Origin of the sequence: Yersinia sp. 2466 StPb PI (genome assembly GCF_041538325.1) — a bacterium.
Lineage (GTDB): Bacteria > Pseudomonadota > Gammaproteobacteria > Enterobacterales > Enterobacteriaceae > Yersinia > Yersinia enterocolitica_E.
Genome location: NZ_JAULSL010000001.1, coordinates 3,611,643 through 3,635,684, shown reverse-complemented (window position 1 = coordinate 3,635,684; position 24,042 = coordinate 3,611,643). Strand labels below are relative to the sequence as shown.

Below are 24,042 nucleotides of genomic sequence, written 5' to 3'. Positions count from 1 at the left end.
ACCAAATAACCAAGATAGTTTCTCCCCCTTGGAATTTATATCCGCATTATGGAGGCACCAAATGATTACTGGTATTCAAATTACTAAAGCTAACAATGAAGCCTTACTGAACTCTTTTTGGCTGTTGGATGATGAAAAATCTGAATTGCGCTGCGTTTGCGCTAAAGCGGGTTATGCCGAAGATCAGATAGTTCCTGCCAGTGAGTTAGGCCAGATTGAATATCGCGAAGTTCCACTGGAAGTGCAGCCAACAGTGCGTGTTGAAGGTGGTCAGCATTTGAACGTTAACGTTCTGCGCCGCGAAACACTGGAAGATGCAGTGAAAAATCCAGAAAAATATCCTCAGTTGACGATTCGTGTTTCTGGCTATGCAGTGCGTTTTAACTCTCTGACACCAGAACAACAACGTGATGTGATTACTCGTACTTTCACTGAAAGTCTGTAATTTTTGTCATAACGTTTAAGTCATTCAAAAATTCTAAGGGAGCTTCGGCTCCCTTTTTCATCTCTGCTATTTAGTGGTCGATAAATTTGATAACGATCACACTTCTCTATATTTATAAGTAAATCTTATCATTTCTATTTAAGAACTCATCCGATGTGTCGATAGATAAACCCATAACGCCGAACTAATTATCTGGATTATCTTTCGACAAGGAGTTGGCATGAGTGGACCTGTCAGTTTGATTGGGCCTACTGCATTAGTAGGTTTAATGAGTCAAGTGAACCCATCGGAACTGCCAAAGAGGGATGTCACCACCGCGGACAAGCCTTCAGTGGGACAACCGACTCATCATACAGCAGCAACGCTGGCAGGTAATGAGCTTTGTTACAGTATGCAAGCTAACGTTAGCCTGACACGAAGTAACGGATCTGCGACGGGGAGTGAGCATGTTGCGATATCAAATGGACAAGGATCACAGCAAGGGGACTATTCATTAGCATTACTCGCTAAAGATGTTTACGCTCCTGCTGCTGGGAGCATCGGCGGGTTTACACGTTTGAGTGATGGTGAGTTACTGGCTGCGGGAATAGATCCGGCGAGTTTATTTAATAGTGCTTCAGGATTTCAGGCTGGGATTTATCATGATAATCAGCAGTATGTTTTATCCTTTGCCGGTACCAATGATGTAAATGATTGGCTAAGTAACATCCGGCAAGCCACTGGCTACGATGATGTACAGTATAATCAAGCCGTTGCTGTAGGGAAAACAGCAAAAATGGCATTTGGTGATGCGCTGGTGATTACCGGGCACTCATTGGGGGGCGGTTTGGCGGCGACCGCAGCATTAGCGAGTGGAACATTTGCGGTGACATTTAATGCCGCGGGTGTTTCAGACCATACCATAAATCGCCTTGGTATGGACCCCACTCAAGCACGGATTTCAGCAGGAAACGGTGGTGTGCGCTGCTATAGCGAACAATATGATTTGCTGACAGATGCACAGGAATCTACGTGGTTAATTCCTGATGCGGTAGGCCATAAAATCACTCTGACAAATAGTGACAAACTCACAGGGATAGATGATTGGCTGCCACATAAGCACCTTGAACGCCGCTTATCGGCACACAGTATTGATAAAGTGATCAGCTCAATGAGTGAACAACAACCTTGGGAGCGGCAGTATGCCTGAATCGACACTGGCAATGAGGGTGAGGCGCCATTTGCGTTATGCCATCTACGGTGTTTTGATGCCATTAATAAGTTTTGAGGGGCAGGCGATGACAGATATTAATACAGCTTTTACTGATCCGACTGTAATACCGATCGCTGATGCGATTGTCCACGGAGATGTAAAACAGATCCATCAGTTAGCAAATGAAAAGTTGTTGCAGCAGCAAGGTGATCGGTCGCTAACCCTGATGCAGTGGGCTATTCTCAACCAACAGCCAGAAAGTTTAGCGGCGTTGCTGCAAGAGCATGCTGATCCATTTCAGTCGGGCATGCGGGGTGATACCGCCTGGCATACGGCGGCTAGTGTGCAAGATGCGCATTACCTGCAAATTTTACTTGAAGGTCGTATGAAACCTAATGCGCGCAATAGTGTGACACTGGCGACGCCATTGGCTGCGGCTGTTATGGCGGGGCGCGGAGTTCAGGTTATCCTGCTGTTAGTTGCTGGGGTCGATCCGAATATGGCTGATCGGATGGGGGATACACCACTGCATTTAGCGGGCAAAACCAATGCGCCAGATCTGGCATTGCGGCTATTAAAAGCCGGTGCTGATCCTGAATTACGCAACAAGCAGGGGGCGACCTTTCAACAATATTTTGCCATGACGCCTTTGAATATTCAAAGTGCTGAAATGCAACAAAAACACCAGCAATTGAATACCTGGCTGCGCGGGAAGAAACTCGCTGAGATTTATCAGCAGTAGCAGAATATTAGCCGGATAGGCTAAAACGCAACTTGAGTGCGAAATACAGTAAGGTTGTCGCCATCGTGCTGATAATAAAAAAGCCGCTATTGTAAGCGGCTTCTTCGCAAGAATGCTAAATCAATCAGCACTCTTGGTATCAGGTTTTTCCTTTGGCTTACGCCGCTTACCAACATTTTTGGCATCGCGGTGACGTACCTTAACCTTTACCTTCTCTTTGCTGGCTTCTTTTAGCTCTTTACGCTTTGCTAAAACCTTTTTAGAAGGCTTACCGGTGGTTTTTTCGCTTGGTGCCTTACTGGTCGGGCGTAATTCATCAATAACCCGTGGCTTCAATGGTTCGTTCAGATAACGGCCAATTTTACCCAGCAATAGATGGTCATGCGCTTCAACTAATGAGATAGCAACACCTTTGCGCCCGGCGCGGCCAGTACGGCCAATACGGTGCAGATAGACGTCAGATGTCAGCGGCAGATCAAAGTTGAATACATGACTGATATCGTCGATGTCGAGGCCGCGTGAAGCCACATCAGTGGCAACCAGAACGTTAACCCGGCCATCGCCTAAACGAATAACGGCTTCGGTGCGCTTCGCCTGAACCATTTCACCTTCGAGGAACCAGGCGTTAATTCCGGCCTCACGTAGCCAACTGACCAGTTGGTGTACCTTTTCACGGGTTCTGACGAAAATGATGGATTTCTGCACTTCCGGTTGCTTGAGCAGATGCACTAGCAGCGCGGTTTTGTGTTCGATATTGTCAGCACGATAGTACCATTGCTGAATTTTTTTACGTTCGCGACGAGATGGATCGGCTTCCAACTCTACCGGCTCATTCAGGATGCGTTCCGCAAACTCACGGATAGCTTCACCTTCAAGCGTGGCGGAGAACAGTAAGGTTTGTTTACGCCAGCGAGTCTCTGCGGCGATGGTTTCAATGTCCTGCGCAAAGCCCATATCCAGCATACGGTCGGCTTCATCCAGAATCAGGGTTTCTACTGCCCGACAGTCAAAGTTCTCTTCTTTGATGTATTGCAACAAGCGGCCAGTGGTCGCAACAACGATATCCTGATTTTCACTAAACACTTCCGCGTGGTTCATATAAGCCACACCGCCGGTGATCGTGGCGATATCCAGTTGTGTATGCTTGGCCAATTCACGGGCTTGATCCGCAACTTGCATGGCTAATTCACGGGTTGGCGTCAGGATCAGTATCCGTGGCGGGCCAGATTTTTTGCGTGGGAAATCGAGCAAATGCTGCAAGGCAGGCAGCAAAAAGGCGGCAGTTTTGCCAGTACCTGTTGGAGCCGAACCCAATACATCGCGCCCATCCATAGCTGGCGGAATAGCCGCAGCTTGAATGGCGGTAGGGCGCTCATAGCCTTTGTCGCGCAGTGCGTCAATCAGGCGTTCATCGAGATCGAGTTCGGAAAAATTGGTTACAGTCATGGTCTTCCTCTACTTGGGGCGCCGATTATAGACGGGTTAGCCGAATTCTTCACCTGTTTAAGCGGTAATGATGTCTTTTCCCTTCAATCATATTGTCCTATGCTACGCCGGTTATGGATTCTGGTGACTAATGTGGGCGAACAATTGAAAAAAAAACCGGTGTTACGTGGTGGTGGTTTCACTTTTAAACAATTCTTTGTGGCACATGATTGCTGTGCGATGAAGGTAGGCACTGATGGTGTTCTACTTGGGGCTTGGGTGCCGGTGGAAAAAGCCCGTAAAGTGCTGGATATCGGTTGTGGCAGTGGACTTATTGCTCTAATGATTGCTCAACGTTCAACATCTGAGGTATTGATTGATGGCGTTGAACTGGAGCCAGAAGCCGCACGGCAGGCAAGCAGCAATGCGGCGTCATCTCCCTGGGCTGAGCGGGTTCGTATTTATCAGCAGGACGTGCACCAGTTTGCTGAAAACCACCCTCATCAGTATGATCTGATTGTCAGCAATCCACCTTATTTTGCTCCGGCGGTCGCCTGCCGGGATGAGGCCCGCGATACTGCGCGTTACACCGGCTCCTTAACGCATGATGCTTTACTAAACTGTGCTGAGAAGCTTATCACACCGAGCGGTGCGTTTTGTGTGGTTTTACCTCATGACTTGGGAATTGAACTCTCCCGCCTTGCTATTCAACAAAACTGGTTCGTTCACTGCCAAGTAGACATCAGGGATCGTCCTGGTAAGCCGCTAAATAGAATGTTATTGACGTTATCGCGCCAGACGGGAGAGACGGAGTATCAGCATTTAGCTTTGCGTCAATCTGAAGGGGTCTATTCCCCTGAGTTTTGTCAGTTGATCAGCGAGTTTTATCTCAACTATTAGTTATCGTGATAAGTGGTTGTAGTGATAAGCCAAAAATCAGGATAAGCAGGGCGCGATAGTGAAACGCGCCCTGAAAAGCTATTATGGATGGAGAATGGTAGGCTGTGGATTCTCTATTTGATCAGGATAATCAAGCGTATAATGCAAACCACGGCTCTCTTTACGCTCCATGGCACAGCGCACGATTAACTCAGCGACCTGCACGAGGTTACGTAATTCCAGCAGATTATTGGAGATACGGAAGTTGGCATAATATTCATCAATCTCCTGCTGTAATGTGTTGATACGGCGTAAAGCGCGCTCTAAGCGTTTGGTGGTGCGCACAATACCGACGTAATCCCACATGAATAAACGCAGTTCATGCCAGTTATGCTGAATGACGACACGTTCATCAGAGTTATCAACACGGCTTTCGTCCCAGTCTGGCAAATGTTTCGCCAATTTGGCATGTGGCAAGCGCATAAGAATATCTTCAGCGGCAGACCAGCCATACACCAGGCACTCGAGTAGAGAGTTAGAAGCCATGCGGTTAGCGCCATGCAAGCCGGTATAGCTGACTTCGCCAATCGCATATAAACCATCCAGGTCAGTACGCCCATGTTGGTCTACCATTACACCGCCACAGGTATAGTGAGCAGCAGGTACGATAGGAATGGCTTCTTTGGTCAGATCGATACCGAGCGACAGTAGTTTTTTGTAGATCATCGGGAAGTGTTGCATCACGAAATCAGTCGGTTTATGACTGATATCCAGATACATACAATCAGCACCAAGGCGCTTCATCTCATGGTCTATGGCGCGGGCGACGATATCACGCGGGGCCAACTCCCCTCGGGGGTCAAAATCAAGCATAAAGCGGCTGCCGTCAGGGCGCTTAAGGTAAGCACCTTCGCCACGTAATGCTTCGGTCAGTAAGAAGTTACGCGCTTGCGGATGGAACAAGCAGGTAGGATGAAATTGGTTAAATTCTAAATTAGCGACACGACACCCAGCACGCCATGCCATGGCGATACCATCGCCAGAAGAGATATCGGGGTTAGTGGTATATTGGTAAACTTTGGCGGCACCACCGGTAGCTAAAACGACCGCTTTAGCCCGAAAAGTTTCAACTTTCTCAAGCTCCCGGTTCCAGATATAAGCGCCGACCACACGTTTAGTGCCCGTCAGACCAATTTTATTGGACGTGATAAGATCGACAGCATTACAGCGTTCTTTCACTAAAATGTTAGGGTGGGTCCTTGCTTTACCTACCAGGGTAGTTTCTACTTCTTTACCTGTAGCATCAGCAGTATGCAGTATACGGCGATGGCTATGGCCGCCTTCACGGGTAAGGTGATAACGTTCTTCGCCGCTGGCATTGGTTTCGGTATCAAACAGGACGCCTTGATCAATAAGCCATTGCACGCAAGAGCGGGCGTTACTGGCAATAAACTCTACGGCGTCTTTGTCACAAAGCCCGGCCCCAGCAATCAGGGTGTCATCGACATGTGAACTAATGCTGTCAGTTTCATCAAAAACGGCAGCAATACCTCCCTGAGCATAAAAAGTGGCACCTTCATTAAGTGGCCCTTTGCTCAGAACAGTTACTTTACAATGTGGCGCCAGGCGTAAAGCCAATGACAAACCGGCAGCGCCACTCCCGATGATCAATACATCGCTAACGTGTTCAGATGATGATTGCATATCGTATGATGTGTGCAGAAGAAGAGTGAAATTCATGTTAGCCTATCTGCCAGAGCAAAAGCTATGGCTATAAGATGTCTAAAGAATATTCAGACAAATAATCTGGCAACATGGAACTTTGCAATTTTTATAAACTCCAAGCGTGTGCTTGCTCAGGAAAATAAAGATATGGCTGGCAGTACTACTTTTAGCGTGAGGATAGATTTCGGGAGAGTTCACCTCGGATGAGCGAGCAGTTAACGGATCAGATGCTGGTTGAACGGGTCCAGAAAGGTGATCAGCAATCGTTCAATTTACTGGTAATTCGATACCAGCATAAGGTTGCGAGCCTTGTATCCCGCTATGTGCCTCAGGGTGATGTCCCTGATGTAGTTCAGGAATCTTTTATCAAAGCTTATCGTGCATTGGAGTCATTTCGTGGCGATAGCGCTTTCTATACGTGGCTTTACCGTATTGCTGTGAATACAGCAAAAAATTACTTAGTTGCTCAGGGGCGGCGCCCACCATCCAGTGATGTGGATGCAAATGATGCTGAAAATTACGAAAATGCGGGTGCATTGAAAGAAATATCGAACCCTGAGAACTTAATGTTGTCTGAAGAATTGAGGCAGATAGTTTTTAAAACCATAGAGTCACTTCCTGAGGATCTGCGGATGGCAATTACACTCAGGGAGTTAGATGGTCTAAGCTATGAAGAGATAGCTGTGATTATGGACTGTCCGGTCGGTACTGTTCGTTCCCGTATCTTCCGTGCCAGAGAGGCTATCGATAATAAAGTTCAGCCGCTAATTCAGCGATAAGCGGACACATAAAGGGTATTTGGCATGCAGAAAGAAAAGCTTTCCGCTCTGATGGACGGAGAAACTCTCGATAGTGAGCTGCTTGGTTCTTTATCGAAAGATAAAGCATTGCAGCAAAGCTGGCAGAGCTACCATTTAATCCGTGATACCCTGCGGGGGGATGTTGGTGAAGTCTTGCATCTGGATATCGCCAGCCGAGTCGCAGAGGCACTCAAAAACGAGCCTGCTCGTTTTGTACCTATTGCTGTGCCTGAATCTCAGCCACAACCTCATGTCTGGCAGAAAATGCCTTTCTGGCAAAAAGTTCGCCCATGGGCCAGCCAGATTACTCAGGTTGGGGTTGCCGCGTGTGTTTCTCTAGCGGTAATTGTTGGGGTTCAACAATACAACCAGCCCGAATCAGGTAATTTGCAACCAGAATCACCTGCATTTAATACCTTACCGATGATGGGTAAAGCCTCGCCAGTAAGTTTTGGTGTGCCTGCTGATGGTTCTTTCGGAACGTCTCAACAGCATCAGGTTCAGGAGCAACGTCGGCGAGTCAATATGATGACTCAATTGCAAGATTTTGAATTGCAACGCCGCTTGCCACAAACTGACGTGTTGCAGCAGCCTTCAACATCGACACAAGCCGCTATTCAGGTTCCCGGAACTCAGTCCTTAGGAATGCAGCAGCAGTAATGAAGCAACTTTGGTTCTCCGTCTGTTTAATGACGGGCAGCCTGTTCATGCCAACAATTGCTTCGGCGGAAACGACGCCGATAGCAATGTTGCAGGAAATGAGCAGTGCCAGCCAGTCGCTCAACTATGAGCTATCCTACATTAATGTTAATAAGCAAGGGATTGATTCTCTTCGCTATCGACATGCTATTTTAGATAAAAAAACCTTTGCGCAATTGCTGCGTATGGATGGCCCACGTACTGAGATCTTACAGCGTGGTAATGAAATAAGTTATTTCGAACCTGGTTTCGATGCTTTCACTCTGGCGGGTGAACATATAGTTGATGCATTACCATCTATCGTATTCCCCGATTTTGAAAAACTGTCAAAATACTATAACTATATTGCACTTGGCCGTGCCCGTATTGCAGACCGACCATGTCAGGTTATTCGGGTAGTCGCCCGTGACAGTACCCGATACAGCTATATTATTTGGATGGATGAAACGAGCAAACTCCCAATGCGGGTAGATTTGTTAGATCGTGATGGTGAAACACTTGAGCAATTTCGTGTGATTTCTTTTGCTATCGGTGAACCTATTCAGGATATTTTGCAAGGTCTGGTAAAGCTCTCTTTACCGCCATTACTTGCATTACCTGCTAAAACCAAGGTTGATTTTACCTGGGCCCCACGTTGGTTGCCGGAAGGTGTTTCCGAGATTTCACGCAGTCGCCGTACATTACCGAATATGGAGGCACCAACAGAATCACGATTATATTCTGATGGGTTATTCAGTTTTTCAGTAAATATAAATCCGGCAGGTAAAGATGCGCCTTCAGAGCAATCCTTACGTCAAGGTCGTAGAACTGTGCATACTGAAGCTCGTAATAATGTTGAAATTACCATAGTTGGCGAGCTTCCGCCTACAACTGCAAAACGTATCGCTGACAGTATTGTTTTGGAATCAACAAAATGATGAAAGAATGGGCTACAGTTATTTCGTGGCAAAATGGTGTTGCTCTATTGCGTTGTGAACCACAGTCTGGTTGTGGGAGTTGCAATGCGCGCACTGGATGCGGTAGTCATTTATTAAATGAATTGGGGCCGGAGTCGGAGCACCAATTACAAATAGCTATCTCGCAACCGCTTGAACCTGGCCAAAAGGTTGAAGTCGGTATTAGTGAGGGGAGTTTATTACGTTCTGCTTCTTTGGTTTATCTAACGCCTTTAGCCGGATTGATTGCGGGTGGCGGTTTATTTCAGGCTTTATTTGTCACCGATGCTTTTACTGCTCTAGGCGCTATTTTAGGTGCGGGGCTAGGTTTTTTGCTCGCCAGAACATTAGCCAGCAGAATTGAAGGACAGAGTGACTATCAACCAATGATTCTACAGATTGGTTTACCCCCAACGACTATACGAATTCAGTAACAGAATAATTCCTTTCCTCTTACCCATGATAGGCCGGAATACGGTTCTGTATCATATGTTCAACTAAAGCAATAAAAAGATCGGCACTGATAAGCGCTGAGTAATCTACTGAGAAAAGTATATTACCTTTAGCATCAAATAAGCGTATTTTATCATGATCTTTCTCGCGTAACGTCTCGACACGCAGGATGTCTTCAATGCTGATAATACCGTCTGTTGTAATTAATGAGTGTGCACTAAGTGAAAGTGGAGTTGTATCTATCTGAACATTTTTCACCATGATTACATTTAAAAGACCATGGTATATGAGTGATTTTAGCCAGTTGTCATTCTTTTTAATTACATCAAATACTATTTTTTTTCCTCGGGATAAAGAGTTTAAACTTACTATCCCGACATGCATGACTTGTTGATGGATTATTGTGTTTATCAGCGGGTAAGCATTAGTTATATTATTAATTATAATATTCCATGGCTGCAATTTAGAGGTGCGAAATGCCATTGTGTTAATTTTGCCATTAGGGTTTACTCCTGTATGGTATTTATGAATGTATTGTATTTTATTAAATGTAATAAAATAGACATTTCCACTGTGATGATTGAAGACCCGTACTCCTTTCTCATAAAGAAAGTAGGTAAACATTGGATTACAGTGTAAGCGCAAATACAGGAAGGTACTCAGCGAGATAGCTGCAATAGCGACACATAAGATCGAAAGAATTGATGGGGTTGAAAAAATAGATGTCGCTATTGATAAGGTAATTATTATAAAACTAAATACTAATATAAGTATTATTGCGACGATAGTGGCTCTGGAGTTATTTTTTCTAAACTCATGGCGGCTCAGTATTTTTCCTTCATCAATCATAATATTCTCCATATGGCCGCCAAGAGGATATTTCACTTGGTTGTTATAAAGTCACATGAATACTTTAAATTATTATCCAACCGGGTAAATGAGCATTTTCCGAAAATGAATTAATCATCAGTTCGACAAAATAGAAATATGTGCACCCCTAAATTAGGCGGGTAGGGTATCTATCGTGCTGATTATAATCAGTTAAATAATAGACACTAGCGCGCTTTATAAGCGATAGGCACAATAAAGTTATTGGTATTAAACTATTTTTACCGGGATATCAGCACGGAACAGCGCTAAGAGTATGTACTATCAATAGCGATGTAAGGTAAGGCGTTGATACATTTTTACAGGATAAATCAGCTAACAAGCTAAGTGTGATGCCTTTCACGAGGCAGACTTACAGTGTAAGATGCGTGCATATTTATGTGGGTAGTTTTGGGTTTGAGTCCATCGCTGTGTCCACCAATAATTAATTAAAGACAACGACTAGAGAAAAATTCATATAAATGAAGCACATAAGAAACTTTTCTATTATTGCCCATATTGACCACGGTAAGTCGACACTGTCGGACCGTATTATTCAGATTTGTGGCGGATTATCTGAGCGTGAAATGGCCGCTCAAGTACTGGATTCTATGGATCTGGAGCGTGAGCGTGGTATTACCATCAAGGCACAGAGTGTGACGCTTGATTACCATGCTAAAGATGGTCAAACCTATCAGCTCAATTTTATCGATACCCCTGGTCACGTTGACTTCTCTTATGAAGTTTCCCGCTCCTTAGCGGCTTGTGAAGGGGCGTTGCTGGTTGTTGACGCAGGGCAAGGCGTTGAAGCACAAACGCTGGCGAACTGCTACACCGCGATGGAAATGAATCTGGAAGTGGTTCCTGTTTTAAATAAAATCGACCTGCCGGCTGCTGACCCTGAGCGTGTTGCGGAAGAAATTGAAGACATCGTGGGCATTGATGCGACTGATGCGGTACGTTGCTCAGCGAAAACTGGTGTAGGTGTACCCGATATCCTTGAGCGTTTGGTGCGTGATATTCCGCCGCCAGAGGGTGATCCTGATGGTCCATTGCAAGCGCTAATTATCGACTCCTGGTTTGATAATTATCTGGGTGTTGTATCGTTAATTCGTATTAAAAATGGCTCATTGCGTAAAGGCGATAAGGTTAAAGTAATGAGTACCGGGCAGAGTTATAATGCTGAGCGCCTCGGTATTTTTACACCAAAACGTATAGATCGCGATATGTTGAACTGCGGTGAGGTTGGCTGGTTGGTGTGTGCGATAAAAGACATTTTAGGCGCACCGGTCGGCGACACATTGACTCTGACCCGTAACCCGGCGGAGAAGTCATTACCTGGCTTTAAGAAAGTAAAACCACAGGTTTATGCAGGTCTGTTCCCTATTAGTTCAGACGATTATGAAGCTTTCCGTGATGCACTGGGCAAGTTGAGTCTTAATGACGCCTCTTTGTTCTACGAACCAGAAAGCTCCACCGCATTGGGCTTTGGTTTCCGCTGTGGCTTCCTTGGCTTACTGCACATGGAGATCATTCAGGAGCGTCTGGAGCGTGAGTACGATCTGGAGTTGATCACCACCGCACCGACGGTCGTATATGAAGTGATCACCACCAGTCAGGAAACTGTTTACGTTGATAGCCCATCCAAGCTGCCTGCGTTGAACAACATCGAAGAGCTACGCGAGCCAATTGCTGAGTGTCATATGCTGTTGCCGCAGGAATACCTGGGTAACGTCATCACGTTGTGTATTGAAAAACGTGGTATGCAGACCAACATGGTTTACCACGGTAACCAAGTGGCGCTGACGTATGAAATTCCGATGGCTGAAGTGGTGCTCGATTTCTTCGATCGCCTGAAGTCGACATCCCGTGGCTACGCCTCGCTGGATTACAATTTCAAACGTTTCCAGACCTCTGACATGGTGCGTGTTGATGTGTTAATCAACAACGAGCGTGTAGATGCGCTGGCGCTTATTACCCATCGTGATAATGCGCAATACCGTGGCCGTGATCTGGTTGAGAAAATGAAAGAATTGATCCCGCGCCAGCAATTTGATATTGCAATTCAGGCTGCTATCGGTAACCACATCATTGCCCGTTCTACTGTGAAACAGTTACGTAAAAACGTACTGGCGAAGTGTTATGGCGGTGACGTTAGCCGTAAGAAGAAACTTTTGCAGAAACAGAAAGACGGTAAAAAACGTATGAAACAGGTCGGTAACGTTGAATTACCGCAAGAGGCTTTCCTGGCTATTCTGCACGTTGGAAAAGACAGTAAATAAGGAGTTTTGATGGCTAACATGTTTGCCTTGATTTTAGCGATAGCAACACTGCTGACAGGGATTATCTGGTGCTTCGAGCGGTTTAAATGGGGACCGGCTCGCCAGGCAAAAATTGCGGCAGTTAATGCGCAAACTGCGGCGATCAAGGCACAAACGGGTTGTGCTGTAGATAATAAGACTTTAGCACAGGCGGCAAGGCAGCCTGGCTGGATAGAGACTTGTGCTTCAGTCTTCCCGGTGTTAGCTCTGGTATTTATCGTTCGTTCGTTTATTTACGAACCGTTCCAGATCCCTTCTGGTTCGATGATGCCAACGCTATTGATCGGTGACTTCATCCTGGTTGAGAAGTTTGCTTATGGTATTAAAGATCCCATCACGCAAACTACGCTGATCCCTACGGGACATCCAAAACGTGGTGATATCGCGGTATTTAAATATCCACTCGATCCGCGTTTGGACTATATCAAACGTGTAGTGGGCTTGCCGGGTGACCGCGTTAGCTATAATCCAATCAGCAAGGAAGTGACGGTGCAGCCTGCATGTAATACCGGTACTTCTTGTGATAGTGCGTTGCCAATTACTTACAGTGCATCTGAGCCAAGCGATTTTGTGCAGACATTCCGCTATAGCGGCAATGGCGAGGCTTCTGCTGGCTTCTTCCAAATCCCGACAAATCAGGCAGTGCCTGATGGTGGGGTACGTTTGCGTGAGCGCACCGAAACTCTTGGACCGGTGGCACACCATATTCTGACCGTCCCTGGGCGTCAGGAGCAGATAGGCGCTTATTATCAACAACCTAACCAGCCTTTAGGGGTTTGGGTGGTGCCGGAAGGTCATTATTTTATGATGGGCGACAACCGGGATAACAGTGCAGATAGCCGCTTCTGGGGGTTTGTGCCGGAACGTAATCTAGTTGGCAAGGCCACTGCTATTTGGATGAGTTTTGAAAAGCAAGAAGGTGAATGGCCAACGGGTGTTCGTTTAAGTCGAATTGGTGGAATTCATTAGTATCGGCTATACCCAGATGGTGGAGTTGCAGCCAGGTAGCAAACGAGCACATCCCGATGAACCGACAAAAGTCAGTAATTCGGGTGACAAATCTGCTGGGAGTAGATTTGAACGCCGCTAGCACTGCTGCAACTTCAAGTAAGCAGGGTATTTAAACGCAGCATTATATTTCCACTCGTTGTAGAATAACCCTTCGAGCGATAAAAGTTGGCTTCTTTATGGGAGCCACTGCAAACGAAACAGTTTTGTCCTGCAATATTGGCGGATCAGACCTGTTCCGTATGCTGTAGTTTTTGACGCATTCTTGATCTATTGGTAACTCATGAACCCCATCGTAATAAACAGGCTACAGCGGAAGCTGGGCTACACTTTTCAACAGCAGGAGCTCTTGCTGCAAGCACTGACTCATCGTAGCGCCAGTAGCAAACACAATGAGCGTTTGGAGTTCCTGGGTGACTCTATATTAAGTTTCGTTGTTGCCAATGAGCTGTATCGTCGCTTTCCCCGTGTCGATGAAGGGGACATGAGTCGGATGCGTGCCACATTGGTTAGAGGAAATACACTCGCTGAAATGGCCCGTGAATTTGACCTCGGTGAATGTTTACGCCTTGGGCCGGGTGAATTGAAAAGTGGTGGTTTCCGCCGTGAATCAATTTTGGCAGATACCGTCGAAGCCTTAATTGGCGGTATATTCCTCGATAGCGATATTCATATGATTGAACGGCTGATTCTCGACTGGTATCGCAGTCGGTTGGAAGAAATCAGCCCAGGTGATAAGCAGAAAGACCCGAAAACGCGCTTGCAAGAATATTTGCAAGGCCGTCATCTGCCATTGCCCTCTTATCTGGTTGTGCAGGTTCGCGGAGAAGCACATGACCAGGAATTTACTATCCACTGCCAGGTGAGTGGCTTGAATGAACCGGTAATAGGTACCGGCTCAAGTCGCCGTAAAGCTGAGCAGGCGGCAGCGGAACAAGCGCTGAAACAGTTGGAGCTTGAATGAGCGAAGTAGAAAAAACGTATTGTGGTTTTATTGCAATTGTAGGTCGCCCGAATGTGGGTAAATCTACTTTGCTAAATGAACTGTTGGGGCAAAAAGTCTCCATCACTTCACGTAAACCACAAACCACACGCCACCGTATTATGGGGATCCATACTGAAGGGCCTTATCAGGCCATTTATGTTGATACCCCGGGACTGCATATTGAAGAAAAACGCGCGATTAACCGCTTAATGAATCGCGCGGCAAGCAGCTCTCTCGGTGATGTGGAATTAGTGATTTTTGTAGTCGAAGGCACCAATTGGACTGCCGACGATGAAATGGTTGTTAATAAGCTGCGCAGTTTACAATGCCCGGTATTATTGGCGATCAACAAAGTTGATAACGTAACAGACAAAACCAAGCTGTTGCCCCATATTCAGTTCTTAAGTAAGCAGATGAATTTCCTGGACGTCGTACCAATCTCTGCCGAGAAAGGGATGAACGTGGATACCATCGCTGGCATCGTGCGCAAGCTTATGCCGGAAGCGGGTCATCATTTCCCGGAAGATTATATCACTGACCGCTCTCAGCGTTTTATGGCGTCAGAAATCATTCGCGAAAAGTTGATGCGCTTCTTGGGTGAGGAATTACCTTACTCAGTCACAGTTGAAATTGAACAGTTTGTCCCAAATGAGCGCGGTGGTTATAACATCCATGGGCTGATTTTGGTTGAACGCGAAGGCCAGAAGAAAATGGTCATCGGTAATAAAGGTTCGAAAATCAAGACCATTGGTATTGAAGCCCGTCAGGACATGGAACAAATGTTCGAAGCAAAAGTGCATCTTGAGCTGTGGGTGAAAGTGAAATCAGGCTGGGCAGATGACGAACGTGCATTGCGCAGCTTAGGCTATACCGACGATCTGAAGTAAGACTTGCCAATGGACGGTTGGCAACGCGCATTTGTCCTGCATGGGCGACCCTACAGTGAAACCAGTTTGATGCTGGATTTATTTACTGAAGGAGAGGGCCGCATGCGGGTGCTGGCCAAAGGTGCGCGGGGTCGCCGCTCCAATCTAAAAGGCTGCTTGCAGCCTTTTACGCCATTATTGGTTCGCTGGACCGGGCGTGGTGAAGTTAAAACCTTACGCAGTGCTGAGCCAGTATCACTGGCTCTTCCATTGACTGGCTCTATGTTGTATAGCGGTTTATATGTCAATGAGCTGCTTTCCCGCGTGTTAGAACATCAAACCAATTACTCTGCTTTATTCTTCGATTATCTGCATTGCTTACAGGCTTTGGCAGGCAGTGATGGATCGCCCGAATATGCCCTGCGCCAGTTTGAATTGGCGATATTGGCTCATCTTGGCTATGGTGTGGATTTTCTCCACTGTGCGGGGAGTGGTCAGCCGGTGTCTGAGACCATGACCTACCGCTATCGGGAAGAAAAAGGATTTATCGCCAGCTTGGTGGTTGATCACTATAGCTTTACTGGCCGCCAATTATCGGCTTTGGCTAACCGTGAATTTCCTGATGCCGATACTTTACGTGCAGCCAAGCGCTTCACCCGCATCGCCCTCAAACCCTATTTGGGGGGTAAACCGTTAAAAAGTCGCGAACTGTTTCGTCAGTTTGTGATTAAGCCACCAGCGGATCCAGTGCCGTAGTAGCAATACCTTCATTTTTAAACTGCCCATCATCAACTTTCCCGTACAGTAACCTATCCGCTGACAGTCTAGTCGGTGTAAACTGCAAGGCACTTATGCGTTTAAGGGCCGGTTTTTGCGTGCTCATTGACCTATTAAAGATGCATCCATATCTGGAGGGCTGTCATGGCTGATTTGTTGTTGGGCGTCAATATCGATCACATTGCGACATTACGAAATGCACGTGGGACCATTTACCCCGACCCTGTTCAGGCCGCGTTTATTGCCGAGCAAGCGGGTGCCGACGGTATTACCGTGCATTTACGTGAAGATCGCCGCCATATCACTGATCGAGATGTACGCATCTTGCGCCAAACTATCCAGACCCGCATGAATCTGGAGATGGCGGTTACCGATGAAATGGTTGATATTGCCTGTGAGTTACAACCGCACTTTTGCTGTCTGGTGCCGGAAAAACGCCAAGAAGTTACCACCGAAGGCGGGCTAGATGTTGCCGGTCAACTCGATAAAATGACCATTGCGGTGAGCCGATTATCTGAGGCCGGCATTCTGGTGTCACTGTTTATCGATCCCGATATGCGCCAGATTGATGCAGCCGTTACTGTGGGTGCCCCTTATATTGAAATCCACACCGGCGCGTACGCAGATGCCACCACCGATTTGGTGCGTCAAGCTGAATTAGTGCGTATCACCAAAGCTGCGACCTATGCCGCAGGCAAAGGGTTGAAAGTGAATGCCGGTCATGGCCTGACCTATCACAATGTGCAACCGATCGCAGCCTTACCAGAGATTCATGAGCTGAATATCGGCCATGCAATTATTGGTCAGGCAGTAATGACGGGCCTTGCGGCTGCCGTTACTGAGATGAAAGTATTAATGCGGGAAGCGCGTCGTTAATGGCGATTTTGGGGTTAGGCACTGATATTGTTGAAATTTCAAGGATTGAAGCGGTGGTGGAGCGCAGTGGCGAAAAACTGGCGCGGCGTATCCTTAGCCCATCGGAATGGCAGCACTATCAGCAGCATCAGCAGCCAATTCGTTTTCTGGCAAAACGCTTTGCCGTTAAAGAGGCCGCGGCCAAGGCATTTGGTACTGGTATTCGTAATGGCTTGGCATTTAATCAGTTTGAAGTTGTTAACGATGCACTGGGTAAGCCGACGCTGCGTTTACATCAGCGCGCGGCAGAATTGGCCGCTGAGCTGGGTGTCAAATCCTTACATGTAACGTTGGCCGATGAACGACGTTATGCCTGCGCAACCGTAATTATTGAAAGCTAGGCCCGTTTTAGCCGCGAATAGTGGTGAAAGAGAGCAGGGGCGTGCATGCGAATGCCGCCCTTTTTGTTATGCGCGAATATATTGTTGGTATTAAAAACGAGTCTTGCTGCGGGGATTACAAACGTTCGGCGTGATGCAGTTGGACAAACTTATCCCACAATTGTTCGTTACTCTCAACCCAGGCAGGATCGATAGCAATCGTATTATCGATAGGACAGACCAACTGGCAGGTTGGTGTTTCGTAATGACCGACACATTCCGTACAGCGCATCGGATCAATCTGATAGATCTCTGCACCCATGGAAATTGCCTCATTAGGGCATTCCGGCTCGCACATGTCGCAATTAATACATTTACGAGTGATCAACAGGGCCATGCTTTCTCTTACCTTAGGTCGGGTATTCTCAACTGCGGGGGATTATACCCCTCTGGTATCCTTAGACCAGTTTTTTTACCAGTGCCGCACTGTGCTTAATACTCGCCTGCGCTCTTTCCAAGTCTTGTTGGATCATCGCCATAAATAATAGATCAGTCAGAGCATATTGCGCGGTGCTAGAGGAGATCGCGGCACTGCGAATCGCGGGTTCTTCCGAAATGGTATATAAGCAATGATCGGCACGTTGCTGCAAACTGTTGGGGGAAAAACTGGTCAATGCCAGCACTTTGGCACCACAACGCTGTGCCTCTTCAGCCGCCAGATTTATCTCACGGCGTTCGCCGCTAAATGAGATAGCCAGCAGTAAATCCCGTGCATCCAATGCTTGTACGGCGGCCAGTTGTGCATGCATATCGGTTTCGGAGACCGCCATAATGCCTATTTTCAGTAACTTATAAGCCAGATCTTTTGCCACCAGCCCCGAAGCACCAATACCGGTTAGAATAATCCGTCGTGCCGACAATAACATCTCTAATGCTTGCGTAAGTCGTTCTTCACTATTGATATCCAAGGTGGCCCGTAGTGCTGCGGCTTTCTCGCTCAGGAGTTTTTCCCCAACGATTTTTAAACTGTCAGTGCTCAAGATCTGATTATGCAGTGTCACTGCCTGTGCCGGTGCCGCGACAATTTCACTCAGGGCCAGTTTTAGCGCCGGGAAGCCTTTATAGCCTAATTTTTGGGCAAATTTAACCACTGCAGATTGGCTAACCCCGGTTTGCAGCGCCAACTTTTGCGAACTAAGATGACGTGCCTGCTCAGGATTGGTTAGCAGAAAATCGGCTAACTTACGGTCATTTTGTGCCAGCGTTGGATAAAGCTGACGAATGCGAAGAAGACTACTCATAAATCAGTTCCTGAATGCGGGAGAACTTAATAATACCCGGAAAGACTCAAGATAAAGGGCAAGTGATGGAGCATAGCACCCTTTTTTGCTGATCATTCGATGAATGGCGCAAGAAAATAGTCGCTTTATAGAATATAATATTCAATTATATATTTAATTTTACGAATTAAATATTCAAAGAGGAATATGTCATGAATCTAGGATCATTGATTTCAGAAAGTCGTAATCCGGCCACGATGGAGCTGGATAAGCTCTCTACGCTCGAAATGTTGACCTGCTTTAATGATGAAGATCGCAAAGTGCCGGAGGCCATTCGTTTGGTGTTACCGGCTATCGCTCAAGCGGTAGATTTAGCCGCGGAGTCCTTAAAGCAAGGTGGTCGGCTCATTTATCTGGGGGCCGGTACCAGTGGTCGGCTCGGCGTGCTGGATGCTTCCGAATGCCCACCGACCTTTGGTGTGCCTCATGGCAGGGTGATTGGTCTAATTGCCGGTGGCCCGGGTGCTTTATTCAAAGCGGTGGAAGGTGCTGAGGATGATATCGCGCTCGGTGTGCGGGATCTGCAAGATTTAAAGCTGATGGCAACTGATATGGTGGTCGGGCTGGCAGCTTCTGGTCGCACGCCTTATGTCATCGGTGCGCTACGTTATGCCCGCCAACTTGGTTGCCCAACGGCGGCTATTTCTTGTAACCCAGACTCTCCTATCGCGCAAGAAGCTCAGGTTGCGATTTCACCGGTAGTAGGGCCGGAAGCCCTCACTGGCTCTACGCGTATGAAGTCGGGTACTGCACAAAAGTTGGTGCTGAATATGTTATCCACTGGGGCGATGGTGAAACTGGGTAAGGTTTATCAAAATCTGATGGTAGATGTGAAAGCGACCAACGTGAAGTTGGTTGATCGCGCTTGTCGTATTGTGGTTGAAGCCACCGGGGCCAGCCGTGCAGAGGCTGAAAATGCCTTATCACAAACCGAGTTTGACGTAAAACCAGCCATTTTGATGATTCTGAAAGGCGTGAGTGCCGAGCAGGCTCGCCAGGATCTACAGCAACATAATGGCTATTTGCGTGCAGCATTGTAAGACTCACACTCAGGGGATTAGCACTCGTTGATAATTGGCCTCGATGCCGCAGGCAAAGTGATGTTGTATTTAGTCGCGATGATTGTCACCATACTTGCAGGTTTCATATTTAACTGGTTTATGGGATTCAATGATCCTGAGGAGTAACGTTTGAGCGCAGAGCAGGCCACATCGACCTTTGAGCAAACTGACAGTAACCGCGAGGGGACGGCCGAGGCATTATCAGAAAACGCCAAACGCATTGTCTTCTTTGATCTGGATGGCACGTTACATCAACAGGACATGTTTGGCAGTTTTTTGCGTTTTTTGTTGCGACATTTGCCGCTAAATCTGTTGCTGGTGGTCCCATTACTGCCGGTGATTGGGTTGGGATTGCTGCAGGGCGGTCGTTGCGCTCGTTGGCCAATGAGCCTGTTACTGTGGGCGATAACCTTCGGTCGGCGCGAAGCGCATTTGAAAGATTTAGAATTACGTTTTGTGAATGATTTTCGCCAAAAAGTTACCGAATTTCCCGTGGTCGTGATGCGTTTGCGCCAATATTTGGAGAGCCATGACGCACAGGTATGGTTGATAACTGGCTCGCCGCAACGGCTGGTGGAGCAGGTTTATCATGATTCGGCGTTTATTCACCGTTTGCGGTTGGTCGGTAGCCGCATGGCGCGGCGTAATGGCGGCTGGGTGCTACCTCTGCGCTGTTTGGGGCCAGAGAAAGTGGTGCAACTGGAACAGCGTTTGGGATCGCCGCTGAAACTTTATAGCGGATACTCGGACAGCAAGCAGGATAACCCACTATTGTATTTTTGCGAGCATCGCTGGCGGGTCAGTAAAAGCGGCGAATTACAGCAATTAGAATAAACGCCCATTGCAGTCATTCGCCATTTTAAGTGGTTTTGGCTCTAGTGTGTGACGTCATTATCATGGTGGCCGAGCCGCCATATTCGTTCGGCATGCCGACCCAGTAACCACAAGCTAATGCCGAGCAGCAGGAAGAAGATAGTTTTCGGCATCGCATCCCAGAAGAACTCAAAGAAACGGGTATACAAGTTGATGGCCAAAAATGTCAGGCCGAAGCCGCGCAACATGGCATCATCTCGTTTTAGTCCCAGCCAAATAGCGACGCTGGCGGCAATGGCAAACAATAGACTCCAATGCAGCAACTCTATCTGGCGCACTTGATACCAATAGTCCAGGTCACCGTAATTGCCAAAAATAGACAATAACCACAGGGCAATAAACAGATAAAGCAGCCCCATCGCCTGTGACACCCGATCTAGCCGACGTTGTGCCAACTGCGGTTGCAACACCAGTGCCGCTGCACAAAGTAGCAGGCCAAAAGCAATAAAGCGTATCGGGTAGCTCATTCCCAGCCAGTAGGCACCCCAACCGGACAAATAGCCAGTTTCTGCCCCAAACGCATTACCCAGTGACAGCAAGGCAAATAGCCATACTAATGGCGCACGACCAAACCAGCCCACCACACCATAGATGACGGTACCCAACAGCAGTAATACTGAGATGCGGCCACTACCATTATCCAACCACTCACCGAGTTGGCCGATGGCGGCTGCGGTAAATATTACGCCGAGAAAGAGTACGGCTTCATTACTGTAGATCTTACTGGGATCTCGCCGGCGGCGGTTAAAGCCCCAGCCGTAAAATACGGCGGCCAATATCGCCGTGACCACCACCCGTACCGGGGGATCAAAGCGGAAAAACTGGCTTATCCAGTTGAGTAAGAAAGTATCAGCCATCAGGCTGCCAATGGCGATAACCAGCGAAGCCAGTGCGGCAAGAAAGGCGTAACCGGCTAATCTGCGCCAGTCAAACGGTTGAACATCGATATTCTGTAACAAACGTTGATGCTCTTCCTCAGGGATAACGCCTTCACTGGCCCATCCATTCAGGGTTTTACGTACTACCGCGGCATTTTTCTTGCTGAGCTTCATGTAGCTGGCTTCCATATGCTGATAATTTATATCAGGAATGATTTATATCCTGCCGGAACATTAACCGATCATTATGGACTGAGCTACTTTATATTGGAGATAGTGGGTATAGCGGTTGTCGCTGGCTGTGTATAATGCACGCCGCCAAAGTACCAGAGAGGTTAATGTGTCTGCTGATAAAAGTTTGTTTTCTGAATTTGATTTACCTGTTGAATACAGTGATGAGTACTGGATGCTACGGGCGTTGACGCTGGCTCTGCGGGCACAAGAAGAGGGAGAAGTCCCGGTTGGCGCGGTGTTAGTGCTGGGCAACCAGGTGATTGGCGAAGGGTGGAATAAGTCTATTCGCGATAACGACCCTACCGCTCATGCAGAAATCATGGCGCTACGGCAAGGCGGGCAGGTGGTGCAGAACTATCGTCTGCTGGAAGCCACGCTATATGTGACGCTGGAGCCATGCGTAATGTGTGCCGGAGCCATGATACACAGCCGGATCCGTCGCTTGGTCTATGGGGCCAATGATTTAAAAACCGGTGCTGCCGGTTCGCTGGTGGATATCTTGCGCCATCCGGGGATGAATCATCAAATAGAGGTCAGTGCCGGGGTACTGGCAGAGACGTGTTCCCACCAATTAAGTGCTTTTTTCCGCCTACGACGTGAGCAGCAAAAGGCGTTGAAACTCGCGCGGCAGCCATGATTCGGCCCATCCGTGGGCCTTGCGTCTAGGAGGCCACTGCTGGCAGCATATTGAAATCTATTGGTTAGTTACGTGTTTTCGCATCATGTTAGTTATTGATTGACCAGCCTGGGCCGACAACCGGATAAGCTTTACCCAGCTCAGCTTCGATAGCGGCATGTTGGGCTGCTTTTTTCTCTCTTTCCTGCAAATATCCCACCAGACTGACCTGATAACGACGGATGTTTTCCACATAGTTATAAGCCTCATGGCCACGGGCGTAGCCATAAGTGGTACTTGGGTAGTAGCGCTTTTGACTCAACATCGGTAGGCGCATTTTTACATCAACCCAACTGTCTGGATTACCATTCTGATTTTTAGTCAGGCGGCGAGCATCCAGCATATGACCATAACCCAGATTATAGGCGGCCAGCGCAAACCAGATACGCTCATCTTCTGGAATGGTCTCCGGCACTTTTTGCATTAACCGCTGCAAGTAAATGGAACCGCCTTTAATGCTTTCCTCAGGATCAACCCGGTCTTTAACCCCTAAACCATTTGCTGTGGCGCGGGTTAGCATCATTAACCCCCGCACGCCAGTCGGTGAGGTGGCTTGTGGGTTCCAATGGGATTCCTGATAAGCAATCGCCGCCAGCAGTTTCCAGTCAATTTCCCCGGCATGTTTTTCAAACAAGGATTGGAAAGAGGGCAACACACTGTCGATGGCTGACAGGAAGGTTTTGGTATCGACATAATCAAAGCTACCGACATGGCCGAGATATTTTTCCTCCAGCCGCGCCAGACTACCGTCTTCAACCATCTGGCTGTAGAAATCGAGCATGGCGGCATACAGGCTATCATCGTCCCCTTTCTGGAAATACCAAGTTACTGGCTCTTCATCCGTAACATCAAAGGCAACCGCTAATTGCGGATGGATGCGTTGCAGTAGGGCAATTGTCACCGAATCACCCAGGGTATAGTCAAGTTTGCCGTCCGCGACCTGTTCCAGTAACTCTTTGCCAGAACGATCAACGGATGATCCCCAGTTAAGATCGGGATATTTGCTCTGCTTAAGTTGTTTGAGGGTGGTCATATGGGCCGATCCAGAGGCGACTATCAATTGACCCTTTAGATCACTGAATGATTTTGGTCGTGGTTTACCCAATCGGTATACTAACTGTTGCGAGACTGAATAATAGGCAGGGCCAGTACGCGCCCGATTAAGACGCTCACGGTTATAAATTAGCCCGGCAGCCAGCATGTCTGCATCATCGTTATCAAGTGCATCAAACAAGTCATCAATATTATGATGAGGGGTAATGACGAGCTTAACCCCCAGATAGTCCGCAAAACGGTTGGCTAGCTCATAGTCAAGACCGGAAGGGCCATCCTTTCCGGTAAAGTAGATAAGTGGTGAGCTAATCGTGCTAACACGTAGCTCGCCACGGGCTTTTATACGGTCTAGTTGTCCTTCTTGACTACTGCGCCAGGGAATATTGGGCCACAGCGCGAGGGCCAGAAGTAAGGCAACTACACCGATAACAAAGTAATTTAATTTTATGCGCGTCAAATAGTTATCTCTCGGCAGCGCTCTTTATGTGTGTGTTGTGAAGTAAGAATCGACATGGTTAAAACCCCAGTGGAGTGGCATTTTGCGCAACAAATCGTCAGTGTGCAACTTTATTG

25 protein-coding genes and 1 pseudogene are annotated in these 24,042 nt (G+C 47.5%); 19 read left to right on the top strand and 7 right to left on the bottom strand.

The window, feature by feature from the left end; genetic code table 11:
• The first annotated feature begins 61 nt into the window (after positions 1-61).
• The 3 genes from grcA (at position 62) to Q2T72_RS16430 (ending at position 2,379) form a co-directional block, all read left to right on the top strand.
• Positions 62-445 carry an autonomous glycyl radical cofactor GrcA gene (grcA, locus tag Q2T72_RS16440; protein WP_005188661.1) on the top strand — a complete coding sequence of 128 codons (384 nt, stop codon included), beginning with the start codon at positions 62-64 and terminating at the stop codon, positions 443-445.
• Between the two features lie 220 nt (positions 446-665).
• Complete coding sequence (locus Q2T72_RS16435) at positions 666-1,634, top strand: DUF2974 domain-containing protein (RefSeq protein WP_083163118.1); 969 nt, start codon at positions 666-668, stop codon at positions 1,632-1,634.
• Between the two features lie 88 nt (positions 1,635-1,722).
• A complete protein-coding gene (locus Q2T72_RS16430) occupies positions 1,723-2,379 on the top strand; it encodes an ankyrin repeat domain-containing protein (protein ID WP_372569480.1) in 657 nt (218 codons plus the stop codon).
• Between the two features lie 120 nt (positions 2,380-2,499).
• Here the strand turns inward: Q2T72_RS16430 and srmB are convergent, their stop codons facing one another.
• Positions 2,500-3,825: an ATP-dependent RNA helicase SrmB gene (srmB, locus tag Q2T72_RS16425; protein ID WP_005188653.1), complete on the bottom strand. Its 1,326-nt coding sequence runs from the start codon at positions 3,823-3,825 to the stop codon at positions 2,500-2,502.
• 132 nt (positions 3,826-3,957) lie between these two features.
• Between srmB and Q2T72_RS16420 the strand changes: the two genes are divergently transcribed.
• Positions 3,958-4,704: a tRNA1(Val) (adenine(37)-N6)-methyltransferase gene (locus Q2T72_RS16420; protein ID WP_193784872.1), complete on the top strand. Its 747-nt coding sequence runs from the start codon at positions 3,958-3,960 to the stop codon at positions 4,702-4,704.
• 81 nt (positions 4,705-4,785) lie between these two features.
• Here Q2T72_RS16420 and nadB read toward each other — a convergent pair whose 3' ends face one another.
• On the bottom strand, positions 4,786-6,387 hold the full coding sequence (gene nadB, locus Q2T72_RS16415) for an L-aspartate oxidase (protein ID WP_372569908.1): 1,602 nt from the start codon (positions 6,385-6,387) through the stop codon (positions 4,786-4,788).
• A 224-nt stretch (positions 6,388-6,611) separates the two neighbouring features.
• Between nadB and rpoE the strand changes: the two genes are divergently transcribed.
• The 4 genes from rpoE to rseC are packed head-to-tail and all read left to right on the top strand — an operon-like array spanning position 6,612 to position 9,276.
• Positions 6,612-7,187 carry an RNA polymerase sigma factor RpoE gene (gene rpoE / locus Q2T72_RS16410; RefSeq protein WP_005159396.1) on the top strand — a complete coding sequence of 192 codons (576 nt, stop codon included), beginning with the start codon at positions 6,612-6,614 and terminating at the stop codon, positions 7,185-7,187.
• Positions 7,188-7,211: 24 nt separating this feature from the next.
• A complete protein-coding gene (rseA, locus tag Q2T72_RS16405) occupies positions 7,212-7,868 on the top strand; it encodes an anti-sigma-E factor RseA (protein WP_083163122.1) in 657 nt (218 codons plus the stop codon).
• Positions 7,868-8,824 (top strand): sigma-E factor regulatory protein RseB, encoded by a 957-nt coding sequence (gene rseB, locus Q2T72_RS16400; RefSeq protein WP_083163124.1) that lies wholly within the window; start codon positions 7,868-7,870, stop codon positions 8,822-8,824. Before rseA ends, rseB begins: the two co-directional genes overlap by 1 nt.
• Positions 8,821-9,276 carry a SoxR-reducing system protein RseC gene (gene rseC, locus Q2T72_RS16395; RefSeq protein ID WP_083163126.1) on the top strand — a complete coding sequence of 152 codons (456 nt, stop codon included), beginning with the start codon at positions 8,821-8,823 and terminating at the stop codon, positions 9,274-9,276. The genes rseB and rseC overlap by 4 nt, the downstream gene beginning before the upstream one ends.
• 19 nt (positions 9,277-9,295) lie before the next feature.
• Here the strand turns inward: rseC and Q2T72_RS16390 are convergent, their stop codons facing one another.
• The gene (locus Q2T72_RS16390; RefSeq protein ID WP_083163128.1) at positions 9,296-10,144 is read right to left on the bottom strand and encodes a hypothetical protein; all 849 of its coding nucleotides are present in this window, start codon (positions 10,142-10,144) and stop codon (positions 9,296-9,298) included.
• 500 nt (positions 10,145-10,644) lie between these two features.
• On the opposite strand from Q2T72_RS16390, the gene lepA reads away from it, so the two are divergent.
• From lepA to acpS, 7 genes are all read left to right on the top strand, one after another.
• Positions 10,645-12,444, top strand: coding sequence for a translation elongation factor 4 (lepA, locus tag Q2T72_RS16385; RefSeq protein ID WP_083163131.1), 1,800 nt, complete (start codon positions 10,645-10,647; stop codon positions 12,442-12,444).
• Between the two features lie 9 nt (positions 12,445-12,453).
• Complete coding sequence (gene lepB / locus Q2T72_RS16380; RefSeq protein ID WP_083163133.1) at positions 12,454-13,452, top strand: signal peptidase I; 999 nt, start codon at positions 12,454-12,456, stop codon at positions 13,450-13,452.
• Positions 13,453-13,774: 322 nt separating this feature from the next.
• Positions 13,775-14,455 carry a ribonuclease III gene (rnc, locus tag Q2T72_RS16375; protein WP_083163135.1) on the top strand — a complete coding sequence of 227 codons (681 nt, stop codon included), beginning with the start codon at positions 13,775-13,777 and terminating at the stop codon, positions 14,453-14,455.
• Positions 14,452-15,363 (top strand): GTPase Era, encoded by a 912-nt coding sequence (gene era / locus Q2T72_RS16370; protein ID WP_083163137.1) that lies wholly within the window; start codon positions 14,452-14,454, stop codon positions 15,361-15,363. The genes rnc and era overlap by 4 nt, the downstream gene beginning before the upstream one ends.
• A gap of 9 nt (positions 15,364-15,372) precedes the next feature.
• Positions 15,373-16,098, top strand: coding sequence for a DNA repair protein RecO (gene recO, locus Q2T72_RS16365; protein WP_083163139.1), 726 nt, complete (start codon positions 15,373-15,375; stop codon positions 16,096-16,098).
• Between the two features lie 165 nt (positions 16,099-16,263).
• A complete protein-coding gene (pdxJ, locus tag Q2T72_RS16360; RefSeq protein WP_083163141.1) occupies positions 16,264-16,995 on the top strand; it encodes a pyridoxine 5'-phosphate synthase in 732 nt (243 codons plus the stop codon).
• On the top strand, positions 16,995-17,375 hold the full coding sequence (acpS, locus tag Q2T72_RS16355) for a holo-ACP synthase (protein WP_083163143.1): 381 nt from the start codon (positions 16,995-16,997) through the stop codon (positions 17,373-17,375). Before pdxJ ends, acpS begins: the two co-directional genes overlap by 1 nt.
• A 115-nt stretch (positions 17,376-17,490) precedes the next feature.
• On the opposite strand, the gene Q2T72_RS16350 is transcribed toward acpS, so the two are convergent.
• Both Q2T72_RS16350 and Q2T72_RS16345 read right to left on the bottom strand, forming a co-directional pair.
• Positions 17,491-17,751 carry a YfhL family 4Fe-4S dicluster ferredoxin gene (locus tag Q2T72_RS16350; RefSeq protein WP_032906988.1) on the bottom strand — a complete coding sequence of 87 codons (261 nt, stop codon included), beginning with the start codon at positions 17,749-17,751 and terminating at the stop codon, positions 17,491-17,493.
• A gap of 61 nt (positions 17,752-17,812) precedes the next feature.
• Positions 17,813-18,655: a MurR/RpiR family transcriptional regulator gene (locus tag Q2T72_RS16345; RefSeq protein WP_083163145.1), complete on the bottom strand. Its 843-nt coding sequence runs from the start codon at positions 18,653-18,655 to the stop codon at positions 17,813-17,815.
• 191 nt (positions 18,656-18,846) lie between these two features.
• Here Q2T72_RS16345 and murQ point away from each other — a divergent pair, with 191 nt between their 5' ends.
• The 3 genes and pseudogenes from murQ to yfhb all read left to right on the top strand — a co-directional run bounded on the left by murQ (position 18,847) and on the right by yfhb (position 20,589).
• On the top strand, positions 18,847-19,734 hold the full coding sequence (gene murQ / locus Q2T72_RS16340) for an N-acetylmuramic acid 6-phosphate etherase (RefSeq protein ID WP_372569479.1): 888 nt from the start codon (positions 18,847-18,849) through the stop codon (positions 19,732-19,734).
• Between the two features lie 51 nt (positions 19,735-19,785).
• Positions 19,786-19,881: pseudogene (locus Q2T72_RS16335) on the top strand (PTS N-acetylmuramic acid IIB subunit / PTS N-acetylmuramic acid IIC subunit); the annotation flags it as partial.
• Between the two features lie 3 nt (positions 19,882-19,884).
• Positions 19,885-20,589 carry a phosphatidylglycerophosphatase C gene (yfhb, locus tag Q2T72_RS16330; RefSeq protein WP_193784796.1) on the top strand — a complete coding sequence of 235 codons (705 nt, stop codon included), beginning with the start codon at positions 19,885-19,887 and terminating at the stop codon, positions 20,587-20,589.
• Positions 20,590-20,630: 41 nt separating this feature from the next.
• On the opposite strand, the gene Q2T72_RS16325 is transcribed toward yfhb, so the two are convergent.
• Positions 20,631-21,680 (bottom strand): DUF2157 domain-containing protein, encoded by a 1,050-nt coding sequence (locus Q2T72_RS16325; protein ID WP_083164126.1) that lies wholly within the window; start codon positions 21,678-21,680, stop codon positions 20,631-20,633.
• A 127-nt stretch (positions 21,681-21,807) separates the two neighbouring features.
• Here Q2T72_RS16325 and tadA point away from each other — a divergent pair, with 127 nt between their 5' ends.
• Positions 21,808-22,377: a tRNA adenosine(34) deaminase TadA gene (gene tadA, locus Q2T72_RS16320; RefSeq protein ID WP_102970581.1), complete on the top strand. Its 570-nt coding sequence runs from the start codon at positions 21,808-21,810 to the stop codon at positions 22,375-22,377.
• Between the two features lie 88 nt (positions 22,378-22,465).
• Here the strand turns inward: tadA and mltF are convergent, their stop codons facing one another.
• Positions 22,466-23,926: a membrane-bound lytic murein transglycosylase MltF gene (gene mltF / locus Q2T72_RS16315; protein WP_083163148.1), complete on the bottom strand. Its 1,461-nt coding sequence runs from the start codon at positions 23,924-23,926 to the stop codon at positions 22,466-22,468.
• Between the last annotated feature and the right edge of the window lie 116 nt (positions 23,927-24,042).